This is a genomic window from Algoriphagus sp. SE2, assembly GCF_039563885.1.
Taxonomy (GTDB): Bacteria; Bacteroidota; Bacteroidia; order Cytophagales; family Cyclobacteriaceae; genus Algoriphagus.
The window spans coordinates 136,628-163,086 of sequence record NZ_JBCLWJ010000002.1; the positions used below are offsets into that span (position 1 = coordinate 136,628).

Sequence of the window (26,459 nt, forward strand, 5' to 3'; positions counted from 1 at the left end):
AATTTCTCCCGAAGCCACCAACCACTAACAAATGAGTATGTCTGTTTTAAAAAGACATTTTGTTAATGATTTTACAAAAAGACCCTATAACTGGTATGTTTTGAAGGGTAATTGTTTCATATTTCTAATAATTACCTAAATCCACTTATTAAAAAATCCTTTTGGGAAGGATAGTTAATCCTTTATCATACTGGGAGTATATGGGAAGGAAAGTAGTGTTGGTTTACCACCTCTAGCCTCATTTGAAATGAATAGCGTTCCATCCGGACTGAATGTGATTCCTTCCGCTTGCTTGAAAATTGCCGGATCAAGTTTATAAAACTCTTTGGGAGTAAGCTGCTGATCCAAAACCATTAACCAATTGTCACTTGATGATAATAGATAAAAATGGTGTTCTATTGGGTGATAGGCAATGGCCGAAGGTTTAATTCTTATGTTTTTAAGCTCCTTCTCATTAAGAATTGACTTTAAATCTGTGGCATTTAAGACTTTTTTTGGTTTATTATCAAAACTCATTGATTCTAAATTGAAAGAATAAACTGAAGCAACCTCATTACCTTTATCTGAGTTACAGTCTTTGCAAAAGATCCATATATTAGGGCCTGTGTTTGATTTTATCATTGCTTCAAAATCATTTTTCCCTTTCCCTGGAAAATTATACATAATTGATTTCATGGAATCTCTAAAAGGATTACTGATTTGATAAATGTCCCCATTACTTTTGAGGGCCCAAGCATCATTATTATAAACCATAATCTCTTCGATGTCTGCATTTTTGGCAAACTTTTGCGTTGTCGTTATCTCTGCGGTATTTGGGTTTAGCACATAAATGACTGAGGATTCGTCTTCAATAGCCCAAAGTTTATTTTCACTTATCCATTCGATTCCAGAAATTTCTTCTAGTTTTTTTGGAAGGTTCACTTTTTCCATTTCTTCCAATGAATATCTATCTGGGAAAGAATAAGAAAATGAGCCTTCTGTTTTGGGATAACATTGGCTTAAAACGAAAAAAGAGAAAAGTGAAATAATAGAAATATGATTCATTGTTCCTTGAAAACTAATATTTTTTTATCTTAGGAGTTATAAATTAGAATATTGGCTTTGAATAATCAATTATTAGTAAAGTTTGAATCCTGGATGATGGAAATGTTTGCAAATATGCAAATGCCTGAGGTATGTTACCATAATTTGGATCATACCTTACTGATTGTTGATACAGTAAATGTTTTGGGAAAGTACTTTGGCTTAGCAGAACAGGATTTAGAGGACTTGTTTTATGCGGGATGGCTTCATGACGTAGGATATTGGGACGGAGTTGCTGAAGGGCATGAGCAACAAGGAGCAAATCTTGCACAAACTTGTTTAATGGAATTAGGACTTCCCGAAGATAGAATTCGCCGAATTCAATCTGCAATTTTGGCGACAAAGGTCCCGCAGCAGCCCAAAGATCTTTTTGAGGCTATTATTTGTGATTCGGATTTGAGTCAGTTAGGTTCTGATTTATTTTACCACCACACATTACTTTTGAAAAAAGAAAAAGAGAGTTCCACAGGAAAAGAAATTTCACTTTTAGATTGGCTTAAGGGAACAAGAGAATTTTTGAAATCTCACCACTATCATTCTAAATATGCCTTGAGATTTTTTCAGCCGGGCAAAGAAAAAAACATGCTTCTATTGGATGAGAAAATACGTGAAACCGAATTGATGCTGGTAGGGAAAGCGTGAAGTAGTTCCATAATTCACCTGAGATTTAAATAGTCATTACCCAAGTATATTTAGTAGTAACTCAGCTTTCATTTTCGGTTTCTTTGATACAGAATACCAGTTGTATTCTTCTTATCTAACATTTAAAAATAGTACTCCCAATCTGGGTTTAATTACAATTCCCTGCTTACTAGCTTAATTGACGTCAAAGTGAAATAGAGAAGTTGAACAATCCGCATTATAATTATTTAGAAAAGACCCATAACTTTTAATCATTGTCTAAGGAGCAATTATATATGTCCTAAATTGAAGAGTGAAATTAGTTTTTTCATGATTCAATTTTTTTTGTCTAACAAAGAATTGGACTTAGTATATCAGGAAAAAATCACATAAGAATTAAGTTTTGTCGCTAAAATGATCTTGTTTTGAAATAGAAACCAGTTTTTAAAAAATATGGAAAAGTTAAAAATCGACCGCTTTTTAAACCTCAATGAGCCATTGTCAACCTTCTCTCCAGAACTGAAAGCACTGTATTATGATGGTAAAGGTGATTGGAAAACATCTCATAATATGGTGGACCAGTTACCAGGAAAAAGTGCGGCTCGAGTTCACGCTTATTTACATAGAAAAGAAGGAGATCAGTGGAATGCTGATTATTGGTATCGGAGAGCAGGAGAGCCCCGACCCACTGTTTCCCTTGACGAGGAATGGGCTATTTTGTTGGAAAGGTATTGGGTTGATTTTTAATTTTTTTAATAATTAGCCCGGCATTTTGATTTAGGATTTTCAAAATTTGGAGACTCATATGAAGTCAATACTCTGATTTTATGCTTGAAAATACCCAATATTGGGTATTTTTTGAGCCTTCTCTAAATTGTACTTTTGGGTCAAATGATGTTTATTTATGAAATTCTTTTATTTATCGTCAAATCCAAATGATGAAGGGAAATATGAGATCCACGAAAGGGAGTGTGAATTAATTCCTGATATTCTGGATCGGGAATATTTAGGTCCTTTTAATAATGGAAAAGAGGCAATGAGGAAAGCTGTGGATTTAAATCCAAAAGCTAGTACCTGCAAGCAATGCTGTAATACCACATTCCAAGCAGTCTTTTTTAAAAATAATTGAAATTAGGTTCGTATAATTTTATTCAGGTACTGGATAAAACCATTCATTATATTAATTTCGCCTAAGTATCGGGGTGTGGCGCAGTCCGGTTAGCGTACACGTCTGGGGGGCGTGGGGTCGTGGGTTCAAATCCCGCCACCCCGACAAAGGCAGTTCTATTAAGAGCTGCCTTTTTTTTATATCAGAAAAGCCCCAATATTATAAAAAATAAATCTTTATAAAGGGAAAGAGTAGATTAGGATCGAATTCCCCCATTTCAGAAAACAATCAATTAGTCATAAGTTAATTTGTAGAGCCTCACTTTTTCTCTTCTTGGTCAATCACTGAAGGAACCTTCCATTTTACACTGCTCACCTTTCTGCTGCTGGCTTGCTCTATAGCTTTATTGCTACGCTTTTTGTCATAAATCATCGCAAAGGTCATGATCACACTCGTCCCGATAATTACAAAAAGTAAGATTCCAGGCTCGAATCCTTCGATCTGTACTTCAACTGGAATAGCATAAAAAAGGAGAACGGTAATCAATCCTCTTGGCGCGATAAAGAGCTGTGGAAGCATATCTTTTCCTTCAAAAACCATCAAAATTAAAAACCGAATGAGGTAGATGGATAAAATAATGAGAGAACTGATAATAGCGACCTGTAAGTCAAAAAGGGATGCAACCGTAATTGTAAGTCCGAAAATCACAAAGAAAAATGTTCGGACCACAAAGGCTGTTTCTGCAGTTATCGTATGTAATTCATGATAAATCTGATGGGCTTTTTCAAAATGTAACCATTTTGAAAGTCTGCCTCTGAAAAAGAGTTTCATATTGGCAATAACTAACCCGAAGATCAAAATAATGATCAAAGAGGAGAGATGCATTTTCTTGCCGATGGCGTAGAGAAGAAGGAGAAGAGCAATCAACAAAAAGAGCTTAACCTGACTTTTAATGTTCTGGAAAATCAGAATAATTCCATAACTGGCAATTAATGAAATTGCTATTGTCAAAAGTAAATTTCCACCGAATCCTACGACTCCAGAATCCTGAGCCGGGTTTAACTTTCCCGTAAGGAAATAAAACATCATGATCCCAAGAATATCGGAGAAAGTGCCTTCATAAATATGGAATTCCCGCTTTTTGTAATTAAGCGTTCCAACACTTGGAATTATTATAGCAGAAGAAAGAATAGAAAGTGGAGTTGCATAAAGCCATGCGGACTCAGTAGTCATGTCAGGCACGAAAGTCATCAAAATCCAAACTGCTGCCCAAGCGGACCCTAAAAGTCCAATCAATGCCACAGCGAATGATTTGAGGATAGGTAAAAGCTTCTCTTGTTTTAATTCCAGTTCAAGAGCAGCCTCCAAAACAATCATGATCAATCCAACGATACCTAAGACTTCTAAAATCGGAAAAAAATCAAAGGTTTCATTTGTAAAGCTTTGTAATAAATATTGCAGTAAAATCCCCAGTCCGATAAGCATCAGGACAGCAGGAATATTGGTTCGCTTTGAGATCCCATTGAATAGAAATGAGAGGATCAAAATAACAGAGAACTCAATGATAAGATTATAGGAGGAAATGATTTCCATAGTTACTCAAAGTTTTCAGTTAGACTGCTGGATATGCTATTATCGCTCAAAAAATTGGTCAAATCTTCAGTTTTAGCACCTTTTTCAAGAGTGTATTGCAATACATAAAGATTTTCCTTTTTCGTAGCTCTTAAGTCAATAGGTTTACTAAATGCCAAGATGGGTTGGTCAAAAAGTAAATCTAAGATCTGTTTTTGCGAGAGTTGAGAATGTAAATAAATTAATTGCAATCGGGTAGTAGATTTAGGAGGGATCACTGAAAATCCAGATTGCTCAAATTCCCCATGCCAGATAAAATGCTCCCCTGTTGAAGTTCCCAAAACGAGACCCAATGCTCCAATCTTGTGAATGAGCCCTCTTAGCTTTTTTCCTTGAACAACGGCTCCTATTTGAATCATTGGGTTTTCACGTAGGAAAAGTCCACTAATATAATGTTTGAGATAAGGAAAAGTAAGGATAAAGCCAGCGCCGACCAAGAGGCCGTGGCGAATGTAATCAATGGAAATGAAGGCAACCAATAAAATACCCCAGGCGATCGGCACGTAAAAAAGACTCAGTCTTTTCATTATTCTTGTGATTCTCTTTCCTGATTTATTTTGCCGGAGATATCGTTTGGCAAGCCAATGGCAAGCTTTAAGAATGGCGTAGATACAAAGAAGTATTAAGCCTAAAGCTAGGAGGTTGTTCCAATGATATAGATTATCCTGATCCATTTTTATAAGAAAACTTCTCTGTCATTTAGTAACATATGAATTTCTTGTTTTAAACTGTCTTTTACTACAAGAAATCCTGCTTCATTTCTGCCCAAAATATTTATAGTTAATAGTTTACGAATCGATGGCTTAATATAATTTTCAAACCTTGTAGTAAAAAATTCTTTCAGTTCCAGTTCTGACCCATATCCGTAAAGAAGGCAATATTTCAGGATCAAAACTTCCTCATCGGAAAGAAAATCATTCAGTTGAATATCTCTATCAACAAATCGAACCTGGTCAGTATCGAGAATATCGGTGCAATAGGTCCATGCTTGAAGGACAGCCCCCAAATTGTAATCATACATCTTGGTCAATGAGAGAATTTTTTTCTCCAATTGTCGATCTGTAAGCGGTTTCTTTTCCTGTTCCAAAACGTCTTTATGTGAGGCTCCATGTCGAAGCATAATTGCCTTGAAAATTTCTTCATTTGTGGACTTGGATACAGAATGAAGTTTGGTGAAGGTTATCGAAAAAGGAATTCTACTATCCAGATGCTTCAAAAGGATTGAAGAAATTGTAGCACAAATTAAAACTCGTTGTGATTGATTGGAAATAAAATCCATAAGAGCCTTCATGTTTTCCAACAAGGAATACTCTTGATCTCTCCATTGATGAAGATCATCTAAAATTACCAGGGGAGCAGAATTACTTACCGATCGTTTGATAAAATCCAGCGCCTCTTTTAAATTCTTTGAAGTTCTGAATTTCCTTCCTTCCACAATGATATCTGAATTAGGATTCAAAGTAATTGTACGCTTTGCAAAGTAATGCTTTGAAATATATTCGGCTAAGGTTGTTTTTCCAGAAAATGAATCTCCGCTTAACAAAATAGAGCGACCACTTCCTTGATTCCACTGTCTTACAGTTTCTTCCAGCTGGTTTTCAATTCCAGTACGTGAAACGAGAAATAAATCGCCTACAAAATTTTTGGTTAGGAAAAGGGCATGGTAATGATCAGTATTGGGTTTGGTTGATCTAGTTTCTATGATTTTTAAGGCTTTTTCTAGTTCCTGATGCGGTGTTTTTTCTTTGGCTTCTTCGTATTGGCGACTGATTTTAGACCAAAGAGTTTTAATTGCTAAACTTATTTTCTTTTCAAACCCATGATTGTTACTTCCAAGCCTGGTGAAAGAAGTCTGTAAAGGAACCTTTAGATACTCAGATTCTATATATAGTTGAGTCACCGCAAAATCCTTTTTCATCAACTCATCTATATGCGACAGGAGCTCTAAGCTTCTTTTTTTATTTTTTCGTTCTTCTGCAAGTAGTTTTTCAAGGGTTTCCTTTTCAACCCTGAAATCACTTAGAGATTCTGTTTTGATTAGAATTGATAAACTACCTCTCAAGGAAGAAAGCACATGTTTCACTCGGGTAGTTAGTGATTCCTGGTCCTCCCATAGCTCCATGACATCTTGCAGAATATAATAATCTAGCCATTTCGTAGTGGTCTTCTTGAAATCAATTGACTTTTCTAGTAAGAGTCCATCTTCTGTTCCCACTGGAATGGTAAATGATTTGAGGCTTTCAACCCAATCTTCAAGCGTCCTGATTTGATTTTCTTTTTTTTCATTATACTTCATGAGATCCTCCAACAGGTTCTCAATCCAATTAAGCCCTTCTTTCAGTTTTTGTTGGCTATCGATTTGACTTAAAAGCTCTAAGCTTTCTGTTGTTTTTAATAGAAAAAAATCATTTTCATTTCGGATTTCAACCCCCATTCTTTCTAGGTTAGATCTAATCAATGTAAAACTGACAATAGTTTCCTTCACTAAACCTTTGGAGCTATGAATGATGTTAATGTGTTCTTGAATCGTGTTTAGTTGTTCAGAATAAACACTCCAAGGATTTTTAAGATGTTGTATGGATTCCAGTTTTCTTCCCAAAGCACCTTCTTTTTCAAGAAGTAATTTGTCCATACCCTCGATATCGTTGTAAAGGGCGTTGATTTCAGTTAGTAATAATTCTTTAGAAGCTTGAAAATGCTTTTCAACACCTTCTTTAGTCACTCTATGTTCTTTTACTCGGTTTTGGGCAATTGAAAGCTGTAAAAGAGTATCACGAATTAGCAAAGAAATATTTTTGAACTTTTCAGGGGAAAAATAATGCCAGAGGTACACTTCATGAGATGATAAGAGTTCTTGTTTTTCATCTGAAGGAATCAAAGACTTGCCAAATGATAAGAAAGATTCAAGGAGTTTTGGGTATTTCTGGATAATCAAATCATAGAGAGATTCGGATCCAGTCTGAGATTTTACCTGATTATAAAATTCAGTTAATTGATCCAAAAAGTCTTGGGTTTTTATTGGATCAATATCAGATAATTGCCTACTCTGTTCTTTTATTTCCGCCATTTGACATTTGTTTCTTACCAAAGAAAGTGTTTTTAACTGAATTTTAAATCTTCAATCGATGATAATATTTCCTGTAGATAAGTGCTCTTATCGAAAAAGAATAAGGTTTTGAAGAAGTTAATTTTAAGATATTCTTAAAACCTCATATCGATATTTAAACTATGAGATACGTAAAAGAGCTGAATTAGATCGGATCAAAATTTATCCTAATAAATAAAAATAAGTAAAGGTTAGAAAGCAAGATTTTTCCTTTTCTACCATGGATTTAGATAATTCTAAGTCAATTATCGAATAATCTAGTCATTGCTATAATTCTATTGAAAACTCTCGAAGAAGAATCAATGAAGTGGAATTTCAAGCGTATATTTAGGGTTATAAAATTCGCAGGAACTTTCTTTTTTTAACATTCGACTCGTTTTAATTTTAAAAAGGGGGAGAAGGATTAAAACAGTATTTATATTAAAATCAATCAATTATTAAACCTATGCTTTTGAAACCAAGATTGCTTGGGCTAGGAATAGCTTTGACTATTGCTGCGCTAACTTTCACCTCACAGGCTCAAACGGTATCTAAACTTACGCTAGACTCTTTTACAAACAATAAAGGAAGCTGGACGGAAGTAGGGGAAGTTTGGTCCGAACTTTCTCCAAAAGATCATATTCTAATTGCCGATGGGGAAGGAACTATTTTATTTAATGCTCCCGCAAAAAGAAAACCAGGTTCTGATATTATTTCTTCCGAAAAATTCGGGGATGTCGAACTTACAATGGTCTATATGATGGCTGAGGGCTCTAATTCAGGTTTATACCTTCAAGGTCAATACGAAGTGCAATTATTGGACAGTTGGATGGAAACCAATCCAAAGTCCGGAAGTAATGGAGGTGTCTATGAGCGTTGGGATGAATCAAAACCTGACGGACAAAAAGGCTATCAAGGGTATGCCCCAAGGCAAAATGCCAGTAAAGCTCCCGGGATTTGGCAAAAATTGGAAGTGGCTTTTCAGGCACCCAGATTCTCTGCGAATGGTGAAAAAATTCAGAATGCTAAATTTAGATACATTCGATTAAACGGGGTTACAATTCATGAGAACCTAGAGGTTTTTGGCCCTACTCGCGGAGCATTATTTGAGGAGGAAGTAGCTGAAGGACCTATTCGGATTCAGGGAGATCATGGTTCTGTAGCAATCAAATCCCTTGAGGTGAAAAGATTGGATTTAAGTGCTCCTGAAATTAAGAATATAAATTTTTCGGTCTATTCTGGTTCTTTTTCTGAATTCCCTAAATCTGATTTACAAGCAATAAAAACAGGAAGTCTGGAATCCTTTGATGATTTTAATTCAGGTGTCACCGGATCAACATTGACCAAGTTTACAGGTGTTTTGGATATTAAGGAAAGTGGGAATTATACTTTTGATCTGGATGTCCCAAGGGGGTTGGGAGCAATGGTTTTAGGAGATAATTCTGCCTCCGCGGAACTAAGAGAGGGCAGAGTAAGAGTTGAGAAAGCATTGGATTCTGGTGAGATCCCTTATTCGATTTGGATCTCCAAACCAATGGATTGGACAGTTCAAGGCTTTAATTTTACTGTTAGTGCAGATGGGCTCTGGCCAATCGCATTGAGCGAGTCTGTAATGTCTTACAATAATTCAGTAGATCCAATTTGGGTGAAAACTGAAGAAACTCCTGTTTTAAGAAGTTTTGCAGAGCTACCTAACAGAACTAAGCTCTCCCATGCTGTTTCAGTATCCTCCAACTTTGGGACTCATTTTACATATGACTTGGAAACAAATCAATTGATCAGAGTTTGGAGAGGGGGATTTTTGGATGCGACGCCTATGTGGCACAGTAGAGGGAATGGTGTTTCAAGACCTTTAGGTGCTATAACTGAATTGAGTCTTGATACTCCATTATTACTTACTAACTCTTACCAAGCTTCAGACATTGCTTTGAAGGGAACAGGATATCAAATCTTGGGTAATGGAGATGTGGAATTTGGTGCAAAATTGGAATCAGGTGCCATTTTAAAAGATCATATCAAGTTAATGGAAACAGGAAAAGGAATTTTTAGGGAGTTGGAGATTTCTGGAGCTCCTCAAGGATATCAAGTGAAAATTGCGCCGGGTAATACCTTAAAAAAAGTTTCTAAAACACTGTATCTCATAGAAGATACCGGAGTGTATCTGGAAGTGCTGACAGAGGATGCGGAACCTAAAATAGGGACTGAAGGTATTTATCTTCCATTTAATTCAAAGTTGAGCTATGTTTTATTGTTTTAATCCAAGCCTGATGAAAATGAAAAAAATGACTATCAAAAAATTGTTTCTGGGGGTATTGTGCTATGGATTAGCTTACACCTCATTTGCTCAGGAATCGCCTAAGGAAGAAGATTATTTTAAGATTACCCGAGTACCCACACCAGAGGGTTTGCTTTTGGAAGTAGGTGGATTAACCATGTTACCTAACGGAAATTTAGGAATCTCGACAAGAAGAGGTGATGTGTTTGTGGTAGAAAACCCAACATCAACTAGACCATATTTCAAGAAATTTGCCTCTGGATTACATGAAGCTTTAGGCTTGCATTATGAAGATGGAGCTTTTTATGCTGTACAGCGAGGAGAATTGACGAAAATGGTTGATTTTAATGGAGATGGTGTTGCTGATTTATATGAAACTGTTGCTTCTTGGCCGCTTTCTGCTCATTACCATGAATATAGCTTTGGTCCAAAAATAGCAAAAGATGGATCCTTTGTAGTAACTACTAATTTGGCTTTTGGTAACCAGGAATGGTGGAGAGGTGAAAGCCGAGTTCCTTTTAGAGGATGGACTTTGAAAGTTCACAGAGATGGAACTTTAGAACCTTATGCTTCTGGGATGAGATCTCCTGCAGGAGTAGGAGTAATAAATGGTGATATTTTTTATACAGAAAATCAAGGTGATTATCAGGGATCTGGTGGCTTATGGCATTTAGAGAAGGGTGATTTCTCCGGACATCCAGCTGGCTTAAGGTGGTCTGGTTTACCAAATTCTCCAATTAATATCACCTCCGAGCAATTTGATCAGGTGGTGGATCCACAGAATGTTAAGGATGAAAATGGCAGGTTTATCAAGCCTGAGAATGTCGTGGATGATAATTATGTAACTCTATATGAGGCTAAAAAATCACTACCTGCTATTAAACTCCCAGCCATCTGGTTCCCTTATGGAGTACAGGGTATTTCTACTTCAGAGCCAATTGTGATTCCAGATGGGTTTTTAGGTCCATTTGCAGGCCAAATCCTTGTCGGGGATCAAGGTCAGAGCAAAATCATGAGAGTTGTTTTGGAAAAAGTAAAGGGCGAATATCAGGGTGCTTCGATCGATTTCAGAAATGGATTTCAATCCGGTGTGCTTCGAATGGTATTTGCAGATGACCAATCCATGTTTGTAGGGGAGACCAACAGAGGTTGGGGTTCTGCAGGGGATGCGAATGAAGGATTGCAACGATTGGTTTGGAATAGAGAGCTTCCTTTTGAAATGAGGACCGTGAAAGCAAAAGTGGATGGGTTTGAAATTGAATTTACCAAACCTGTTAACAAAGAGTCGGCTGAGGACTTGAGCTCTTACATGGTGGACAGTTACACGTATAAGTATCACCCTGTTTATGGTAGCCCTCCAGTTAGAAATATGGAGCATGAAATTTTAGGTGTGGAGGTTTCTGAAGATGGTATGAAAGTAAGAATTGCAGTGAAGGACTTAAAGCAATACCATGTTCATAAGATTAGTCTTCCAGGAATTAGAGAAGCGAGTCAATCGCATGAATTGATTCATCCGGATGCATATTATACCTTGAATAATATTCCTGACGGTACCAAAATGTATATTAATCCAAAACCAGTACCTGTTGTGGAAGAGAAACCAAATACCAAACCAAATGCTGAAAAAGTAATAGCTTCTAATGCAATTCCATCTGAAGCAGAGATTAAAACATTACTTGCAAAGAATACCTGTATTGCTTGCCATGCTCCCAATAAAAAAGTGGTGGGCCCAGGGTTTAATGAGATCGCTAAAAGAAAATATTCTCCAGAAAAAATTGTAGAATTGATTTACAACCCTAAACCAGAAAATTGGCCTGAATATGCTACTCCAATGGCACCAATGCCACAAATTAAAAGGGAAGATGCCTTAAAGATTGCTCGATGGATCAATTCTTTGGACAATTAGAAAAAAATAGAGGCTATAAATCCTCAAAAAGCCGTCACTAGCTATTGGCGGCTTTTTTTGTTTTAGATTAGTACTGGTTAGGGCAGGATAGGTAGGACGTTGGAAATTTTAATATTAAGACTTATATCCAAAATTAAACCTTAAAAGATGCGAGCTTCAAGCGTAATTATAGGATGGGTTTTCACTATTTGTCTTATGATAAATTTGAAAGCTGAAAGTTTAGACTCTCTTTCAAATGTAGATCAAACTAAACCAAATGTGGTTTTTATCCTTGCTGACCAATGGCGTGCCCAGGAATTGGGTTATGCAGGCAGTGAAAATGTTATAACTCCTAATCTCGACGCTTTGGCGGAGGAGAGTTTGGTTTTTCATAATGCAGTTTCAGTAAGTCCGGTTTGTACCCCATGGAGAGCTAGTTTTTTGACAGGTCAATACCCTTTGACAAATGGTATTTTTTATAATGATAAGCCTTTGCCAACTGATGCTGTGACAGCGGGAAAAATCTATAAAAATGCAGGATATGCTACAGGTTACATAGGGAAGTGGCATTTGAATGGGCATGCACGTGGAGAAGATGCATTTGCTGCCCGGGAACTTCCGGTTCCTAAAGAGAGAAGGCAAGGGTTTGATTATTGGAAAGTAAGAGAGGTTACTCATAATTATAACAATAGCTTCTATTTTGATGAGGAAAATGTAAAACATACTTGGGAGGGATATGATGTTTTTCCTCAGACAGATAGTGCGATTAGCTTTATAAACAAGAACACGAAAAAACCCTTTTTCTTAATGTTGTCTTATGGTCCCCCGCACGACCCATATTTTTCTGCTCCTGAAGAGTTTAAGAAACTTTATAATGAAAAGGATATTAAGCTAAGGCCAAATGTTCCAGTCGAGTTACAGGATAGTGCCCGCCATGTGTTAGCAGGCTATTATGCACATTGCACCGCGATCGATAAAGCCATTGGTGATTTATTGAAAGCTTTGGATAATGCTGGCCTGAAGGACAATACGATTATTGTTTTTTCTTCTGAACATGGAGACATGCTCTTGTCAAAAGGGGTTTTGAAGAAACAAAGACCTTGGGATGAATCAATTAAAGTTCCTCTATTAATTCGCTATCCAGAAATTTATGGTCAAGACCGGAAGGATTTTTATGACCCGATTAATACCCCGGATTTACTACCGACTTTACTCGGAATGAGTAATATAAAAAAGCCAAAAACAATAGAGGGAAAAGACTTTTCAAAAAAAATGATTTCGGCAAAGGACTTAGAAAATGAGGCCGCACTGGTGATGCTCCCGGTTCCATTTCATGAATGGAAATTTATGAATGGGGGTAGAGAATATAGGGCTATCCGAACTAAAAGATACACCTATGTGGAGGACCTGCTTGGCCCATGGTTATTGTATGATAATGAAAAAGACCCTTATCAAATGAATAATTTGGTTGGAAAAGAGGAGGCCAAGTCACTTCAGGAAGAAATGAAGAAGATTCTTCAGGCTAAATTGAAAAAGACAAATGATAAATTTTTACCTGCTGATGAGTATATGAAAATGTGGAACTACCTCTATGATAGCCCAGGAGGAAGGAGTGACAGCTTACGCTTAGAAAATTATCTCGAGATAAATAGAAACTAATTTGTTAGATTATGTGACTTGAAAGCTTTTAAATAAATTGGAATAGATTCAAATTTAATTCCTTGTCTTTTGCCTTTCATCTAACGCATGATTTTATGATCTCTAGATTTTATTTAACCTGTCTGATTTTTTGTGTTTTTTCCTGTTCTTTTAAAGATTCGGAAAAAATAAACTCCAATACTTATGCCGCTGATGTAATTATCTACGGGGGAATTTCAGTAGCAATCATTGCGTCTGTTTAGGGTAGGAAACTCTGTAATACCAGCACTTTTATTTTTCATATTCAAAAGGATCAAAAGTCAATTAGCATTTCACCCATTTCCTATAATATCAAAGAGATTGAGCAGATGAAGTAGCCAATTTTCAGCTTATTTCTTTATTATCAATGATAGCTGAATCTAAACCAAATTTCAGAAGATAATTTTCTGATATTAATCAGCTCATCAGTTATTGACTAAAAATGAATACTTAACTAACTTGATCTTCTAGCAAAGCAGAAATGCAAAAAGAAAATGAAGGTAAATTCACTCCAAAATAGATCAATTAGTATCTACCTTACTTTTTTTCTTATTCTTTTTGGATTTCTTTCCTGTGAAGAAAAGAAGCCTCGACTGCCCGAAATGGCCATTCATTATTTTCCCATTTTAAGAAATAATTCATGGACCTATGAGGTAAAAATGGTTAGAGATAATGGGGAGGTTACAAGTTCTTACCTTGAAACCTGGACCATGGGAGATGGCCGTATTAATATTACAAGTGATTCTCCCAATATTGGTGGGTATTGGATTATATACATAGGTGGTGATACAAATATCTACAATAATGTCGGAGAGTTTTTGACGACTCGATATATTCAGGAGCCACCTTCAGAAAGCTTTGTTTTGGATTATAGAGAGGGGCTTTCACCTCGGTGGCATTGGATGATTGGTGGAAAAAAAAGAATCAATGGTCGGGAATATCTTATCGCAAAGGACTCTATAGTCTATTATCCCAGCGAAAGTTTCGTTCTGATCTATACTTTTCAGAAGGGAGTGGGCATATCTGAAAAACGAAAACTTTTCTATAAAATTGATCAAAATGGAGTAGTGAAGAAGGAGGATTATGAGCTTGTACATACCTTGAAAAGTTATCAACTTCGATAAAGCAAAAGGAGTATTTATTCAATTAGCTGCACTGGTGATGCTTCCTGTTCCATTTCATGAATGGAGGTAGGGAGTATAGGGCTATTCGTACCAAACGATACACCTATGTGGAGGACTTGCTTGGCCCATGGTTATTGTATGATAATGAAAAAGACCCTTATCAAATGAATAATTTGGTTGGAAAAGAGGAGGCTAGGTCGCTTCAGGAAGAAATGAAGGGGATTCTTCAAGCTAAATTAAAGAAGACAAATGATAAATTTTTACCTGCCGATGAGTATATGAAAATGTGGAACTACCTCTATGATAGTCCAGGTGGAAGGAGTGACAGCTTACGCTTAGAAAATTATCTTGAGATAAATAGAAACTAGCCTTTTCGATTATGTGACTTGAAAGGTTTTGAATAAATTGGAATTCGTTCTCATTTATTTCCCTGTCTTTTACTTGTCATCTAAAGCATGATTTTATGATCTCTAGATTTTATTTAACCTGTCTGATTTTTCTTATTTTTTCCTGTTCTTTTAAAGATTCGGAAAAAGTAAACCCCAATACATATACCGCTGATGTTATTATCTACGGGGGAACCTCAGCAGCAATCATTGCGGCTGTTCAGGTGAAGAAAATGGGTAAATCCGTATTTGTTGTTTCGCCAGAGAAGCATTTGGGGGGACTTTCTTCAGGTGGACTTGGATATACTGATACAGGAGATAAATCTGTGATAGGAGGATTAGCAAGAGATTTTTATGGAAGGGTATATTCCCATTATCAACAGGATTCTGCATGGAAATGGCAAGACCGAGAGGAATATGGTAATAAAGGTCAGGGGACGCCTGCCATTGATGGAGATGCAAGAACCATGTGGATTTTTGAACCTCATGTGGCAGAACAAATTTTCGAGGACTATGTCAGCGAATTCAAAATTGAGGTTTTTCGAGATGAATGGTTGGATAGAGATTCTGGTGTCTCTAAGGAAAATGGGGAGATTGTCAAAATCCGTACTCTTTCGGGAAAATTATTTGAAGGAAAGGTTTTTATCGATGCGACCTATGAAGGGGATTTAATGGCTTCTTCAGGTGTATCTTATCATATAGGGAGAGAATCCAATGAGGTTTACGGGGAAAAATGGAATGGTGTGCAGGTAGGAGTCTATCAGCATCGGCATTATTTTAAAGATTCTATCAGTGCTTACAATACTCCCGGAGACCCTTCCAGTGGGCTGGTTGCTGAAGTATCGGATGCACCTCCTGGTAATAATGGGACTGGCGATACACGTCTTCAAGCCTATAATTACCGAATGTGTTTGAGTAGACATCCTGAAAACCGAATGCCGTTTGAAAAACCACCTGGCTATGACCCTGCAAGGTATGAACTGTTGGTTAGAGTGTATGAAGCTGGTTGGGATGAAACCTTTGATAAATTTGACCCCATTCCCAATTTAAAAACAGACACCAATAATCATGGGCCCTTCAGTACGGACTACATAGGTAAAAATTACACGTACCCAGAGGCAAGTTACGAGGAAAGGAAAGCTTTGTTAGAGGAGCATACCAACTACCAAAAAGGGCTAATGTACTTTTTGCAGAATGATCAAAGAGTGCCAACAAAAGTTAGGGAGAAGATGGCTCAATGGGGTTTGGCTAAAGATGAATTTACCGATAATGGGAATTGGCCGCACCAGATCTATGTGAGAGAAGCTAGAAGAATGATTGGTGACTATGTGATGACAGAACATGAAGTTTTGGGAGATCGAGAGGTTCCAAAGCCAATTGGTATGGGTTCTTACTCTTTGGACTCACATAATGTGCAACGATTCGTTACTCCAGGTGGATATGTACAAAATGAAGGTGATATAGGAGTACACCCAAAAAACCCCTATAGCATTTCATATGGAACCTTGATCCCTAAGAAATCGGAATGTAAAAACTTACTGGTTCCAGTTTGTGTCTCTAGTTCTCATACAGCTTTCGGCTCCATTCGGATGGAACCAGTTTTTATGATATTAGGTCAATCAGCGGCCGCTGCAGCTGTCCTTGCGATAAATTCGGCTTCTGCAGTTCAAGACTTGGATTATACCGAACTCAAAGAAGTCCTATCGAATGAGAAGCAAGTTTTAGACTTGGCTGGTAGATTGCAATAATCAATTTCTTGGAGGAGTGATCATAATATGCGCTCGATGAGTTCCTGGATCCATGATCCAAGGCATACCTGGAGCGCTTGGCTTTAGTGGTAAACCGGTGCTTTCGGCCGTAGCCCAAGGTAAATAAACCACGTATCTGAGATAAGTATCAGATACTTCTCCAGTTGAAGGATCATAATTTTCAGCATCTGCGGTTAAAACAAACAGGGTCGCACCCTCATCAGGCATTTTAAGCTTACCGCTTTTTGCTTCAGCTTCTCTGGTATCAAAAATTTCCTGAAAAGACTTGCCTTCTTTCTTAAGTTCCCGGCCTCTTTCCATGAAGGGTTCTAACCCTTTTTGATAACTTGAAACACTAAAACCCGGTGAATTCGGGTCATCTGTTATACAGACCATCTCATTTGTTCCGTTTCGAAGGACAACAAAATTCCCATTAGAATCATAGCCATAAACCATAGCACCATCTTTCTTTTCGTCAGGAGCTGCCATCAAGGCGGTTTTAATTTGAACTTCTTTTGATGGGATGGTTTGAGAAAAACAAAAATTTGAAATCAATAAAAAACCAAAAACGGATATATAAGTTTTCATAGAATAATAATTTGGGTTTCTTGAATTTACACTTTATTTCTGAAATCACTTTTTGAAAGATTAAAAAACTAATATTCGATAATATCTGCTTCATAAAACTCTCGTGAGGTTTCACCATTTCTGAGTTTGTATTGGATTTGCCTGGTTTTTCCTGAAGGAACCCAATTTCCATCTTCCAATTTAAAGACTGGAAATCTTTGGATTAGGGTAGTTTCCACAATTGCAAAATCGTCTTGTCCTTGGAATCCAACCGAAGCCTCGGCACTCATTTCAGGCATACTGATTCTACTCATTGATTTACCATTATTTACAGAGTAGCCAATTAGCGATGCTTTCATTTCCAATCCATAAGAGTTGAAAAATATCAGTATCTCTGGCCATCCATCACTATTTAAATCTTCGATTTCTGATTCGATATATCCTCCATCTATTTTATGAAAAATCGGATCAGTGTCGACTTCTAATCCATCTGTTTCTATGGAGAGAGTCGTATAAGGATTTTGTTCAGTTGCCTTAATATCAAAGCTTACTCCTTGTAATTCATGTTTTTGCTCAAATGTGAAATTGCTAATTTGAGTGGTGTCCAAAGGTTCATTTAGTTTAACATAGCTGTTTTCTAAGCTTCCCCCACCACTGCAGAAAAAGTAAAGGATCTCTCCGGCTTCGGTATTTTCACCTTTGATAAATAAACTATCTTCTTCCAATTCAAAATGTATGATTTTATCCATAAAGCTAGTGGAAAGAGTACGTTCATTTTCAATAGATAGATTGGTTTTCCATGAACACGTCGGCCTTTTGAGATCAGATCTGGAACTTATTTCCGATACTAATTCACCTTGTTCATTCTTGAAAATTCGTACAACAGTCCAATCATATCCTTCTTCTCTTTTGTAATATCCTTCTGTTACATAATCACCCGAAAAATCAGTCACTTTATTTTCAATAGCTGAATTGGTGTTCTCTCTTTCTTTATCCTTTTCTGAGGATGAGCAAGCTAAAAGTGTAATGATTAAAACAGTAAAAACGAAGTATGAAATGCTTTTCATTTTCTTAGTGTTATATAAGATCTTCTTGAGAATAAATTTGAATCCCCTTTTTAATCATGATTTTTATTTCTGTTTGGAGCTCTTCGGTTAACTTTTTAAAATGAAAACAACTTTTGCCTTTGAGACATTTTCGAAGTTCTGGAGAAATAAAATCAAAGAGGGCAGGGTTGGTGTAAATAGGAAAAAAATAGAGCCTGGTATCTTTGGGCTTCGAGACAACACTTGCAAAATAAAAACCATCGACTAACTGTTTTCCTTGCATTGCTTTTTTTGTCCCTGATACTTCAAAAACCTCTTCATTATTTTTTTTAATACGAAGTGGGGGAGTATGCTCTATTAATGAATCCGTTAAAAATTCTCTTATTTCTTTTATGGAATTCATAACTAATAATTTTGAAAATAATGGCGAAACCCATTAGATGAGTATGCTAAAAATAAAATTAAACTTATTATTTGAAAATTATTATTCTTGATCTGTCCCTATTACCTAATAGTTCAATGACCATATTCCAGCTTTTTCCACAGGACTTATCTGAAAAATTGAGTCATTGTATCTGATCAACGGCTAGCCATCTGAGCCAAGTTTCCAAAATTCTCCTCTTAAAAAACATTAAAATTAAGGATTTGATCTGACCCACAGGAGAGGTTTTCCAAGGAGTATTTAGACCATATCTCATTTTGAACAATTTTTGACATTGACTCAGAAATAAACTTCAATTCTGAGGGATTAGGGTACAATTCAAATATGGGTTTTCCGATTATTTTTCTATCAGGTCCAAAGACAAAAGAAACAATTTTTAGATCTTTTTAATTCTCCACAAATAATTCACAATTGGAAGCATAAGGGTCTGGAAGTATAATGGATCCGAAAAAAATGTGGGAGCCTGTTTCTTTTGCCAAATCACTAAAAGTATTAAAATAAACTGAAGCAATTGCTTTTGATTTCATCCGCAATATGGTCGAAATAGACTTCACTTCTTCATTACCGGTTTTTAATGTATCCTAGAAAATAATCAAACATTTTGCTAAGTAAAAAACTACTAATAGCCTTTTTTTGCCCTTATACCTTTTTTAACTGGAGGTTTTAATCAAACTCAAAACCAAATCTTTCCCCTTTTTTGAGCATTATCGTAGTTTCAGAACCACTATATGCTATTGTAATTGATTGACTTTCACCGGGTAGAAGTGAAAGGTAAGTCACTTCTCCATTTTCCCAAGCCATATCCACGGTAATATCCCCTCTTGCTCTAATTCCTTTTACTTCACCTTTCGACCATGCTTTTGGTATGGCTGGAAGTAATCGTAAAAGTCCTGGTTCATGGGATTGAATAAGCATTTCCGCGACACCGGCTGTATAACCGAAATTCCCATCAATCTGGAAAGGAGGATGCCCGTCCAATAAATTAATGAAAATAGATTGTGTGAGTAACTTCCGAATATGTTCGTGAGCCATTTCTCCATCCAATAATCTGGCGGAGAAATTAATTAGCCAAGCTCTTGACCAGCCTGGTCCTGCCCCTCCGTTTTCCAATCTGAAATCTAGCGTTTTCCTTACCGCTGCAAATGCTTCTGGAGTTTCATTTTTTGTAATAGCATTTCCAGGATGAAAAGCATACAAATGAGACATATGCCGGTGCCCTTTTTCCGTTTCCTCATACGGTTGATCCCATTCTAATATTCTTCCATCTTCTCCAATCTGAACTCCAGGCCTTAACTGTTCAAGTTGATCCTCTACTTTATTTCTAAGTCTAGATTCAGAATTAAGGATTTTTGAAGCTTCCAAAAAGGAGGTAAATACATCGGCTATGATTTGCTGGTCCATAGCAGCTCCCATGGTAGTGGCAACGGATTTCCCTTTCCCATTTATAAATCGGTTTTCCGGTGAAGTTGATGGTGCAGAGACTAAGGTGTTTTCTCCTGGATATTCAACTAACCAAGCTGAATAGAACGCAGCAACAGAAGCTATGGCTGGAAACGCTCTATCCCTTAAGAATCTTTCATCTCCTGTGAATAAATAATGATCCCAATAATGTCTTGCCATCCAGCCTCCTGCACCTACCCATCCACCCCAATATGCAGTGGCGGCGCGCATAAAAGGAACTTGCCAAAGGTCTGTTGCATGAGGTAAAAATGAGCCTGGCATATCGAAATTTTTCTGAGCTACCTCTTGGCCTTTGTAAATTGCGCCATCTATAAAATCGAAAAGTGGTTGATTTAATTTACTTAAATTGGTGACATCAGCAGGCCAATAATTCATTTGCAAATTGATATTCAAATGATAATCAGCGTTCCAGGGAGCATTGATGTGCTCATTCCAAATCCCTTGAAGATTGGCTGGATTGGTTCCCGGTCTACTGGACGAAATCAAAAGATACCTACCATAATCAAATAGGAGTTTTTCTAAATAGAGATCGGTTCCTCCTGCTTTTACATTTTCAATTCTTACATCGGTAGGAATTTCACTCACAGATTGATTTCCTAGGGATAATTGCATCCTGTTAAACCACTCAGAATAATCTGTAATATGACTTTTTAATGTTTCGTCCCATGACTTGCCTTTTATTGATTCCAGGTCTCTTTCCGCTCCTTCCTGATAGTTTTTGTTATAAAAACTTGTCTCAGTTACCAGTTTGAGAATTACATCTTTGGTGCCATTTAATTCCAAATAGTCAGCACCAGTTATGATGTTTTCCTCATCAGTATCTGCGAAGATCAATGTTCTAAATTTGACACCTTCTAATATTGGGAATGGCTTGGAATCGATTTGCCCTTTTCTTTGGGTTGCCATTCCAGACATTTCAAGTGTGTTCTTTCCAACTGATTTTGATTTAGCGGTAGCGAAACCCTCGTCTTCAGGTCTATCCAACCTAATTTTTCCAACAAATCCGTTTGGATGATCTGTTGATAGTTTTATAAAAATAGCATCATCTGGGGCACTTGATATCACTAACTGATTTACAGAATATCCTTCACTCTTAAAACTTGAGGAGGCTATAGCTCTATTGAGATCGAGACTTCTTTTGTAGTCAGTTATTTCTTTAAACTCAAAATCCAACCATAATTCTCCTAAGGTTTGATGCGATCTGGTGATTCCTTTTCTGGAAAAAGCATCAACCAAAAGTGAGTCAGCTTTTTCATTTTCACCAGCTCTTAAATAGGCTCTGATTTGATCCAAATCCTGTCTTCTTCCCTTAGCAATTCCCCATTCATCATAGGAGCCTGCCCACATGGAATCTTCATTTAATTGAATTCGTTCCATGCTTGTTTTTCCAAAGACCATAGCTCCTAATCTTCCGTTTCCTACAGGTAAGGCTTCCTCCCATTTTTCTGCCGATTGATTATACCAAAGAATTGATTTTTGAGAATAACAATAGGAACAAAAAGTAAAAAACAGGGCTATTAGCGCAATTAGGCTTTTCATATATTTTGGGTTTGGGTTTAAGATTACAAAAAACCCCAACTTCAGCCAATAGAAAAGCCTTAAAAATCCAAATAAGGAAAGATTTCTTTATTGAGAGACCAAAAACTCTTTAAATTCTGGTGTATTGAAATTGCTCATCCCTTCCTGATAAAAGACGATTTTTCCTTCTGGATTTACAACAAGTGTTGTTGGGATTGATCCACTTTGCAAACTTCTGTTCAAGCCATAACTTGCATGAGCTGTAGGAAAACTCCAGCTTTTTCCATCTAAGAATTTCCTGCTTTTTTCAATGTCATTATCCAAGCCAATCATTAGGAATTCTACTTCTGGATCACTTTTAACTGATTTATAAAGCTCTGAAATATGAGGCATTTCGGCCCGGCAAGGTCCACACCAAGATGCCCAAAGATTGATAAAAAGAGTTTTTCCTTTATAATCATTTAGGTTAATAATATTCCCCTCAAAATCTACAAACTGACCTCGGTAGTCAAAGTCTTTTTCTTTCAGTTCTAATGATTCTATGTTTGGTTTAATCAATCCGGTGGAGAGCAAAACAGATTGTATGCCACCTATGACCACCGGAAGTAGTCCAGTGAAATATAGGAAGGCAACGATTGCAGCCATAACTAACCAACTTTTTGCTTCTTTTTTCCAATCCATTACAAAGTATTATTTAAGAATCATAAAACATGAGGTTTTGGTGCCTCATACTTTTTAAGAAATTCTCTATTGTTCTATTTTTTCAGTTACAATTTTACTGTCTTGTAACCAGACTATTAGTGACAAGTCTCACATTTCTTTCTTTTTGTGTCAAAAAGGAGACTTAACTTGGGGCTTGAACAAAGAGGAAAATTTCCATTTCTTATGAATTACGAAGTACAAATAGCTGCAGAACTACAAGTAAAACCATCTCAGGTAAATGCCACTATTCAATTATTGGATGAAGGTGGAACGGTTCCTTTTATTTCCCGATATAGAAAAGAGGCAACTGGAGAGTTGGATGAGGTGCACGTGACAGCTATACGTGATCGGGTTCTACAACTTCGGGAGCTTGCTAAGAGAAAAGAGGCAGTGCTGAAATCCATTGAGGAGCAAGGGAAATTGACTCCGGAATTGAAACAAAAAGTAGAAGGAGCAGAGACGATGTCCAAGCTGGAGGATATCTATTTGCCTTATAAACCAAAGCGCAGAACCAAAGCGACAATAGCGAGAGAAAAAGGGCTAGAGCCGCTGGCTGAATTGATTTTTACCCAGAAATCAATGGATTTGGAAGCAGAAGCTGATAAATTTATTGATTCTGAAAAAGAAGTGAATTCCATCGAAGATGCCCTACAAGGTGCTCGTGATATCATGGCTGAGTGGATCAATGAAAACGCGGAGTTGAGGGAAAAAATGAGGAAGCTGTTTTTGGAAGAGGGAGTCTTTGCTTCGAAAGTTCTTCCAGGAAAAGAGCAAGAAGCCATTAAATACAAAGACTATTTTGATTGGTCTGAGCCGATAAAAACAGCGCCTTCCCATCGGGTTTTGGCCATGAGAAGAGGAGAGAAAGAGTTATTTCTTATGCTTGATTCTGTGCCTGAAGAAGCTTCTGCTATTTTTCTGATGGAGAAAATGATTCTTGCTGATGCTGCCAATTCTTCTGTGGAACAAGTGAAATTGGCAATCAAGGATTGTTATAAAAGATTGCTGAAGCCGAGTATGGAAACTGAAGTTCGATTGCTGACCAAACGTAAAGCTGATGAAGAAGCGATCAAGGTTTTTACAGAGAATCTGAAACAGTTGCTTCTTGGAGCACCATTGGGGCAGAAGTCAGTAATGGCGATTGATCCAGGTTTTAGGACAGGTTGTAAGTTAGTTTGCTTGGGACCGCAAGGTCAGTTTTTGCATTATGAGGCTATTTATCCTCATGAACCTCAAAGAAGAGCTGCAGAAGCAGGGATGACGGTAAAAGGCTTGGTGGAGAAGTTTGAAATTCAGGCAATTGCAATAGGAAATGGAACAGCAGGGCGTGAGACAGAAGCATTTGTTAAAAGTCTGGGATTACCAAAATCGGTCATCATGACGATGGTGAATGAATCTGGAGCATCAATTTATTCTGCATCTGATGTCGCTAGAGAGGAATTTCCGGATCTGGATTTGACAGTGCGGGGTGCAGTTTCTATCGGACGTCGATTGATGGATCCGCTTGCCGAACTGGTGAAAATTGATCCTAAATCAATTGGAGTTGGTCAATATCAGCATGATGTGGATCAAAACGCCTTGAAAAATGCGTTAGATGATACAGTGATGTCTGCAGTGAACGGAGTAGGAGTAGAGGTAAATACTGCTTCTAAACAGTTACTGACTTACGTTTCAGGCTTGGGGCCAACTTTGGCTCAGAATATTGTGGATTTCAGAAATGAAAATGGCCCATTCAAAAGCAGATCACAGCTAAAGAAAGTGCCAAGATTAGGTGATAAAGCATTTGAGCAAGCCGCTGGTTTCTTGAGAATCAGTCAGGCAAAACATCCTTTGGATTCTTCCGCTGTACATCCTGAGCGATATGCTTTGGTGGAGCAAATGGCAAAAGACCTCAATGCTTCAGTATCCGATTTGATGAGCTCAGAAGAGCTTAGAAAGAGGATTGTCTTAAAAAATTATGTTTCTGAATCGGTGGGTATACCGACACTTAAGGATATTTTGGAGGAACTTGCCAAGCCGGGACGTGACCCGCGTGAGAGCTTCGAAGTGTTTGCTTTCGAAGAATCAGTAAATAGCATTGGAGATTTAAAAACTGGAATGAAGCTTCCAGGTGTAGTGACCAATATTACTGCCTTTGGGGCCTTTGTAGATGTGGGAGTTCATCAGGATGGATTGGTGCATTTGAGTCATTTGGCGGACCGATTTGTAAAAGATCCAAATGAGATTGTTTCAGTAAATCAAAAAGTTCAGGTGACGGTCATGGAAGTAGATATTCCTCGAAAGAGAATCGGCCTTAGCATGAAGTCAGATCCTTTTGCTGAACGAGGAAAAAAGATGGATAAACGACCTTCTTCTAAGCCAAAGCGTCAAGAGTCTGAAGGGACCATGGCTGATAAATTAGCGGCTTTGAAAAAGCAATTTGGAGGATAAAAAAATTCCCGAGTACAACACTCGGAGATTTATTTATTGAAATAATTCTGCTGTAATCTCTAGGGATCTCAATCGCTTATCAGGCTCATAAATATTGGTAGACACCATCAATTCATCGACCTCCACTTGTTTGAAGAAGCTTTCAAATTGAAGTTTTAAAGTCTCTTTACTTCCAATAAATGTACATGCCATCATGTTTTGGATTGCAGAAGCTTCATGCTCCGTCCAGATTCCCACCATGCTGGAGACCGGTTTTTTCATTGGGTAGGATTTTCCACGAATTATTCCCAAAGCTGTTTGATAAAAAGAGGTAGCTAAATAATGAGCTTCCTCATCTGTATCTGCAGCGATGACATTGACGCAGGAAATAAAATACGGCTTTTCTAAGGCTTCAGAAGCTTGGAAATTTTCCCGGTAGTATCTAGAAGCATTAATCAAATAGCCTGGAGCAAAGTGACTGGCAAATGCATATGGTAGGCCTTTTTGAGAAGCTGATACTGCACTGCTCATACTTGATCCAAGAAGATAAATAGGGACTTCCAATCCTTCAGCAGGAAATGCACGGACTTTTTGATTTGCATTCTCTACTGAAAAATATCGCTGTAAATCATCCAGATCATTTGGGAAATCCTGAACAGATTCCATTCTTCCTCTTCTCAGGATGTTGGCAGTTGTTTGATCAGTGCCGGGGGCGCGACCCAAACCCAAATCAATCCTATTAGGATACAAAGTGGCAAGTGTCCCAAATTGTTCAGCAATAATCAATGGGCTATGATTTGGGAGCATGATTCCGCCTGAACCCAAACGGATTTTTGACGTGCCATTGGCCAAATAACCAATTAAAATTTGAGGTGCCGAGCTACCGACATTTGCCATATTATGATGTTCAGCCAGCCACATTCTAGTATAGCCTAGTTGCTCTGCAAGACACGCAAGCTGCAGACTTCTTTCGTAAGCATCTTTGGCATCAAAATCTTCTCTAATTATCGAAAGATCGAGAATAGAATAGGGTACTGACATAGTTGGATTCTTTTTCAAATAGAATATCTCATTAAATCTTCAAGCAAATTCGCTAATTCTTTTATGCTTTGAAAAGTTTCTTTTTCTCCTTTTTTCTTTGACCATCTTTTCTATAAACAGTACATGATTAACTCATAAAATTCACTCAAAAAGTTGGGATGAATTTAAAATTTTTTGAGTTTAACTGTCTGATATATAGTTTTTAAGGTTTTTAGATATAGGGCTGGATATTAGTTTTAATTTTGACTATTTTAAAGATAAAAAAAACTTGTATTCAGAGTTTTGCTATCATTAAACCCAAGTATTATGAGCGAGATAATCCAGCTTAAAAGCAATCTTATTGATTCTTGTGCCCAAGCTATGGAAGATTGCATGAAATGCGCAGAAAGCTGCCAAAAAATATTGGGAATGGAGTCTTGCGTTAAAGTCTGCGTAAGATGTATTGATGCCTGTAAAGACTGTATCTATGCTTTTGAAACGGGTGCTGAAAATAGAGGCAAAATGTTGGTTAAATGTAAAAAGGCTTGTGAGGCATGCGTGGAATTATGCGGTAGTCACCGAGCTGACTATTGTCAGAAATGTGCAAGATCCTGTAGGATCTGTCTAGAAGAATGTGAAAATATGATGTAAAAAAAATCCCCCAACTTTA

The 26,459-nt window shown here is 37.2% G+C and carries 22 protein-coding genes and 1 tRNA gene; 12 read left to right on the forward strand and 11 right to left on the reverse strand.

Annotated features, from left to right (window positions below; translation table 11 throughout):
* Positions 1 to 174: 174 nt before the first annotated feature.
* Positions 175 to 1,044 (reverse strand): SdiA-regulated domain-containing protein, encoded by an 870-nt coding sequence (locus AAGF08_RS02760; RefSeq protein WP_343509414.1) that lies wholly within the window; start codon positions 1,042 to 1,044, stop codon positions 175 to 177.
* 57 nt (positions 1,045 to 1,101) lie between these two features.
* Here AAGF08_RS02760 and AAGF08_RS02765 point away from each other — a divergent pair, with 57 nt between their 5' ends.
* From AAGF08_RS02765 to AAGF08_RS02780, 4 genes are all read left to right on the forward strand, one after another.
* Positions 1,102 to 1,725, forward strand: coding sequence for a hypothetical protein (locus AAGF08_RS02765; protein ID WP_343509415.1), 624 nt, complete (start codon positions 1,102 to 1,104; stop codon positions 1,723 to 1,725).
* Between the two features lie 432 nt (positions 1,726 to 2,157).
* Complete coding sequence (locus AAGF08_RS02770; protein WP_343509416.1) at positions 2,158 to 2,451, forward strand: hypothetical protein; 294 nt, start codon at positions 2,158 to 2,160, stop codon at positions 2,449 to 2,451.
* 157 nt (positions 2,452 to 2,608) lie between these two features.
* Positions 2,609 to 2,833 carry a hypothetical protein gene (locus AAGF08_RS02775; RefSeq protein WP_343509417.1) on the forward strand — a complete coding sequence of 75 codons (225 nt, stop codon included), beginning with the start codon at positions 2,609 to 2,611 and terminating at the stop codon, positions 2,831 to 2,833.
* 69 nt (positions 2,834 to 2,902) lie between these two features.
* Positions 2,903 to 2,977, forward strand: a tRNA-Pro gene (locus AAGF08_RS02780).
* A 153-nt stretch (positions 2,978 to 3,130) separates the two neighbouring features.
* Here the strand turns inward: AAGF08_RS02780 and AAGF08_RS02785 are convergent.
* The 3 genes from AAGF08_RS02785 to AAGF08_RS02795 are packed head-to-tail and all read right to left on the reverse strand — an operon-like array spanning position 3,131 to position 7,511.
* Complete coding sequence (locus tag AAGF08_RS02785; RefSeq protein ID WP_343509418.1) at positions 3,131 to 4,405, reverse strand: cation:proton antiporter; 1,275 nt, start codon at positions 4,403 to 4,405, stop codon at positions 3,131 to 3,133.
* Between the two features lie 2 nt (positions 4,406 to 4,407).
* Positions 4,408 to 5,118, reverse strand: coding sequence for a hypothetical protein (locus AAGF08_RS02790; RefSeq protein ID WP_343509419.1), 711 nt, complete (start codon positions 5,116 to 5,118; stop codon positions 4,408 to 4,410).
* A gap of 2 nt (positions 5,119 to 5,120) precedes the next feature.
* Positions 5,121 to 7,511 (reverse strand): ATP-binding protein, encoded by a 2,391-nt coding sequence (locus AAGF08_RS02795; RefSeq protein ID WP_343509420.1) that lies wholly within the window; start codon positions 7,509 to 7,511, stop codon positions 5,121 to 5,123.
* 484 nt (positions 7,512 to 7,995) lie between these two features.
* On the opposite strand from AAGF08_RS02795, the gene AAGF08_RS02800 reads away from it, so the two are divergent.
* The 6 genes from AAGF08_RS02800 to AAGF08_RS02825 all read left to right on the forward strand — a co-directional run bounded on the left by AAGF08_RS02800 (position 7,996) and on the right by AAGF08_RS02825 (position 16,624).
* A complete protein-coding gene (locus tag AAGF08_RS02800; protein WP_343509421.1) occupies positions 7,996 to 9,786 on the forward strand; it encodes a DUF1080 domain-containing protein in 1,791 nt (596 codons plus the stop codon).
* Positions 9,787 to 9,802: 16 nt separating this feature from the next.
* On the forward strand, positions 9,803 to 11,710 hold the full coding sequence (locus AAGF08_RS02805) for a c-type cytochrome (protein ID WP_343509767.1): 1,908 nt from the start codon (positions 9,803 to 9,805) through the stop codon (positions 11,708 to 11,710).
* Between the two features lie 147 nt (positions 11,711 to 11,857).
* Positions 11,858 to 13,348 (forward strand): sulfatase, encoded by a 1,491-nt coding sequence (locus AAGF08_RS02810; RefSeq protein ID WP_343509422.1) that lies wholly within the window; start codon positions 11,858 to 11,860, stop codon positions 13,346 to 13,348.
* Between the two features lie 512 nt (positions 13,349 to 13,860).
* Positions 13,861 to 14,490 (forward strand): hypothetical protein, encoded by a 630-nt coding sequence (locus AAGF08_RS02815; RefSeq protein WP_343509423.1) that lies wholly within the window; start codon positions 13,861 to 13,863, stop codon positions 14,488 to 14,490.
* 56 nt (positions 14,491 to 14,546) lie between these two features.
* Positions 14,547 to 14,858: a hypothetical protein gene (locus tag AAGF08_RS02820; RefSeq protein WP_343509424.1), complete on the forward strand. Its 312-nt coding sequence runs from the start codon at positions 14,547 to 14,549 to the stop codon at positions 14,856 to 14,858.
* 95 nt (positions 14,859 to 14,953) lie between these two features.
* A complete protein-coding gene (locus tag AAGF08_RS02825) occupies positions 14,954 to 16,624 on the forward strand; it encodes an FAD-dependent oxidoreductase (protein WP_343509425.1) in 1,671 nt (556 codons plus the stop codon).
* On the opposite strand, the gene AAGF08_RS02830 is transcribed toward AAGF08_RS02825, so the two are convergent.
* The 6 genes from AAGF08_RS02830 to AAGF08_RS02855 all read right to left on the reverse strand — a co-directional run bounded on the left by AAGF08_RS02830 (position 16,625) and on the right by AAGF08_RS02855 (position 22,339).
* Positions 16,625 to 17,212, reverse strand: coding sequence for a hypothetical protein (locus AAGF08_RS02830; protein ID WP_343509426.1), 588 nt, complete (start codon positions 17,210 to 17,212; stop codon positions 16,625 to 16,627).
* 68 nt (positions 17,213 to 17,280) lie between these two features.
* Positions 17,281 to 18,258: a hypothetical protein gene (locus AAGF08_RS02835; protein WP_343509427.1), complete on the reverse strand. Its 978-nt coding sequence runs from the start codon at positions 18,256 to 18,258 to the stop codon at positions 17,281 to 17,283.
* A gap of 10 nt (positions 18,259 to 18,268) precedes the next feature.
* Positions 18,269 to 18,640, reverse strand: a complete 372-nt coding sequence (locus AAGF08_RS02840) for a hypothetical protein (RefSeq protein ID WP_343509428.1) — start codon at positions 18,638 to 18,640, stop codon at positions 18,269 to 18,271.
* Positions 18,641 to 19,065: 425 nt separating this feature from the next.
* Positions 19,066 to 19,206 (reverse strand): hypothetical protein, encoded by a 141-nt coding sequence (locus tag AAGF08_RS02845; RefSeq protein ID WP_343509429.1) that lies wholly within the window; start codon positions 19,204 to 19,206, stop codon positions 19,066 to 19,068.
* A 136-nt stretch (positions 19,207 to 19,342) separates the two neighbouring features.
* The gene (locus AAGF08_RS02850) at positions 19,343 to 21,679 is read right to left on the reverse strand and encodes a glycoside hydrolase family 95 protein (protein WP_343509430.1); all 2,337 of its coding nucleotides are present in this window, start codon (positions 21,677 to 21,679) and stop codon (positions 19,343 to 19,345) included.
* 87 nt (positions 21,680 to 21,766) lie between these two features.
* A complete protein-coding gene (locus AAGF08_RS02855; protein WP_343509431.1) occupies positions 21,767 to 22,339 on the reverse strand; it encodes a TlpA disulfide reductase family protein in 573 nt (190 codons plus the stop codon).
* A 204-nt stretch (positions 22,340 to 22,543) separates the two neighbouring features.
* On the opposite strand from AAGF08_RS02855, the gene AAGF08_RS02860 reads away from it, so the two are divergent.
* Positions 22,544 to 24,790, forward strand: coding sequence for a Tex family protein (locus tag AAGF08_RS02860; RefSeq protein ID WP_343509433.1), 2,247 nt, complete (start codon positions 22,544 to 22,546; stop codon positions 24,788 to 24,790).
* A gap of 33 nt (positions 24,791 to 24,823) precedes the next feature.
* Here the strand turns inward: AAGF08_RS02860 and AAGF08_RS02865 are convergent, their stop codons facing one another.
* Positions 24,824 to 25,810, reverse strand: a complete 987-nt coding sequence (locus AAGF08_RS02865; RefSeq protein WP_343509435.1) for an LLM class flavin-dependent oxidoreductase — start codon at positions 25,808 to 25,810, stop codon at positions 24,824 to 24,826.
* 306 nt (positions 25,811 to 26,116) lie between these two features.
* Here AAGF08_RS02865 and AAGF08_RS02870 point away from each other — a divergent pair, with 306 nt between their 5' ends.
* Complete coding sequence (locus AAGF08_RS02870; protein WP_343509437.1) at positions 26,117 to 26,440, forward strand: hypothetical protein; 324 nt, start codon at positions 26,117 to 26,119, stop codon at positions 26,438 to 26,440.
* Positions 26,441 to 26,459: the final 19 nt, after the last annotated feature.

What these genes read in the sequence shown, in the direction of transcription:
- AAGF08_RS02825 (WP_343509425.1), top strand. Translation starts at nt 14,954, where the DNA reads ATGATCTCTAGATTTTATTTAACCTGTCTGATTTTTCTTATTTTTTCC.
- AAGF08_RS02865 (WP_343509435.1), bottom strand. Translation starts at nt 25,810, where the DNA reads ATGTCAGTACCCTATTCTATTCTCGATCTTTCGATAATTAGAGAAGAT.
- AAGF08_RS02855 (WP_343509431.1), bottom strand. Translation starts at nt 22,339, where the DNA reads ATGGATTGGAAAAAAGAAGCAAAAAGTTGGTTAGTTATGGCTGCAATC.
- AAGF08_RS02775 (WP_343509417.1), top strand. Translation starts at nt 2,609, where the DNA reads ATGAAATTCTTTTATTTATCGTCAAATCCAAATGATGAAGGGAAATAT.
- AAGF08_RS02790 (WP_343509419.1), bottom strand. Translation starts at nt 5,118, where the DNA reads ATGGATCAGGATAATCTATATCATTGGAACAACCTCCTAGCTTTAGGC.
- AAGF08_RS02845 (WP_343509429.1), bottom strand. Translation starts at nt 19,206, where the DNA reads ATGAAATCAAAAGCAATTGCTTCAGTTTATTTTAATACTTTTAGTGAT.
- AAGF08_RS02820 (WP_343509424.1), top strand. Translation starts at nt 14,547, where the DNA reads ATGAATGGAGGTAGGGAGTATAGGGCTATTCGTACCAAACGATACACC.
- AAGF08_RS02835 (WP_343509427.1), bottom strand. Translation starts at nt 18,258, where the DNA reads ATGAAAAGCATTTCATACTTCGTTTTTACTGTTTTAATCATTACACTT.
- AAGF08_RS02770 (WP_343509416.1), top strand. Translation starts at nt 2,158, where the DNA reads ATGGAAAAGTTAAAAATCGACCGCTTTTTAAACCTCAATGAGCCATTG.
- AAGF08_RS02860 (WP_343509433.1), top strand. Translation starts at nt 22,544, where the DNA reads ATGAATTACGAAGTACAAATAGCTGCAGAACTACAAGTAAAACCATCT.
- AAGF08_RS02810 (WP_343509422.1), top strand. Translation starts at nt 11,858, where the DNA reads ATGCGAGCTTCAAGCGTAATTATAGGATGGGTTTTCACTATTTGTCTT.
- AAGF08_RS02870 (WP_343509437.1), top strand. Translation starts at nt 26,117, where the DNA reads ATGAGCGAGATAATCCAGCTTAAAAGCAATCTTATTGATTCTTGTGCC.
- AAGF08_RS02760 (WP_343509414.1), bottom strand. Translation starts at nt 1,044, where the DNA reads ATGAATCATATTTCTATTATTTCACTTTTCTCTTTTTTCGTTTTAAGC.
- AAGF08_RS02840 (WP_343509428.1), bottom strand. Translation starts at nt 18,640, where the DNA reads ATGAATTCCATAAAAGAAATAAGAGAATTTTTAACGGATTCATTAATA.
- AAGF08_RS02785 (WP_343509418.1), bottom strand. Translation starts at nt 4,405, where the DNA reads ATGGAAATCATTTCCTCCTATAATCTTATCATTGAGTTCTCTGTTATT.
- AAGF08_RS02850 (WP_343509430.1), bottom strand. Translation starts at nt 21,679, where the DNA reads ATGAAAAGCCTAATTGCGCTAATAGCCCTGTTTTTTACTTTTTGTTCC.
- AAGF08_RS02815 (WP_343509423.1), top strand. Translation starts at nt 13,861, where the DNA reads ATGAAGGTAAATTCACTCCAAAATAGATCAATTAGTATCTACCTTACT.
- AAGF08_RS02830 (WP_343509426.1), bottom strand. Translation starts at nt 17,212, where the DNA reads ATGAAAACTTATATATCCGTTTTTGGTTTTTTATTGATTTCAAATTTT.
- AAGF08_RS02800 (WP_343509421.1), top strand. Translation starts at nt 7,996, where the DNA reads ATGCTTTTGAAACCAAGATTGCTTGGGCTAGGAATAGCTTTGACTATT.
- AAGF08_RS02795 (WP_343509420.1), bottom strand. Translation starts at nt 7,511, where the DNA reads ATGGCGGAAATAAAAGAACAGAGTAGGCAATTATCTGATATTGATCCA.
- AAGF08_RS02805 (WP_343509767.1), top strand. Translation starts at nt 9,803, where the DNA reads ATGAAAAAAATGACTATCAAAAAATTGTTTCTGGGGGTATTGTGCTAT.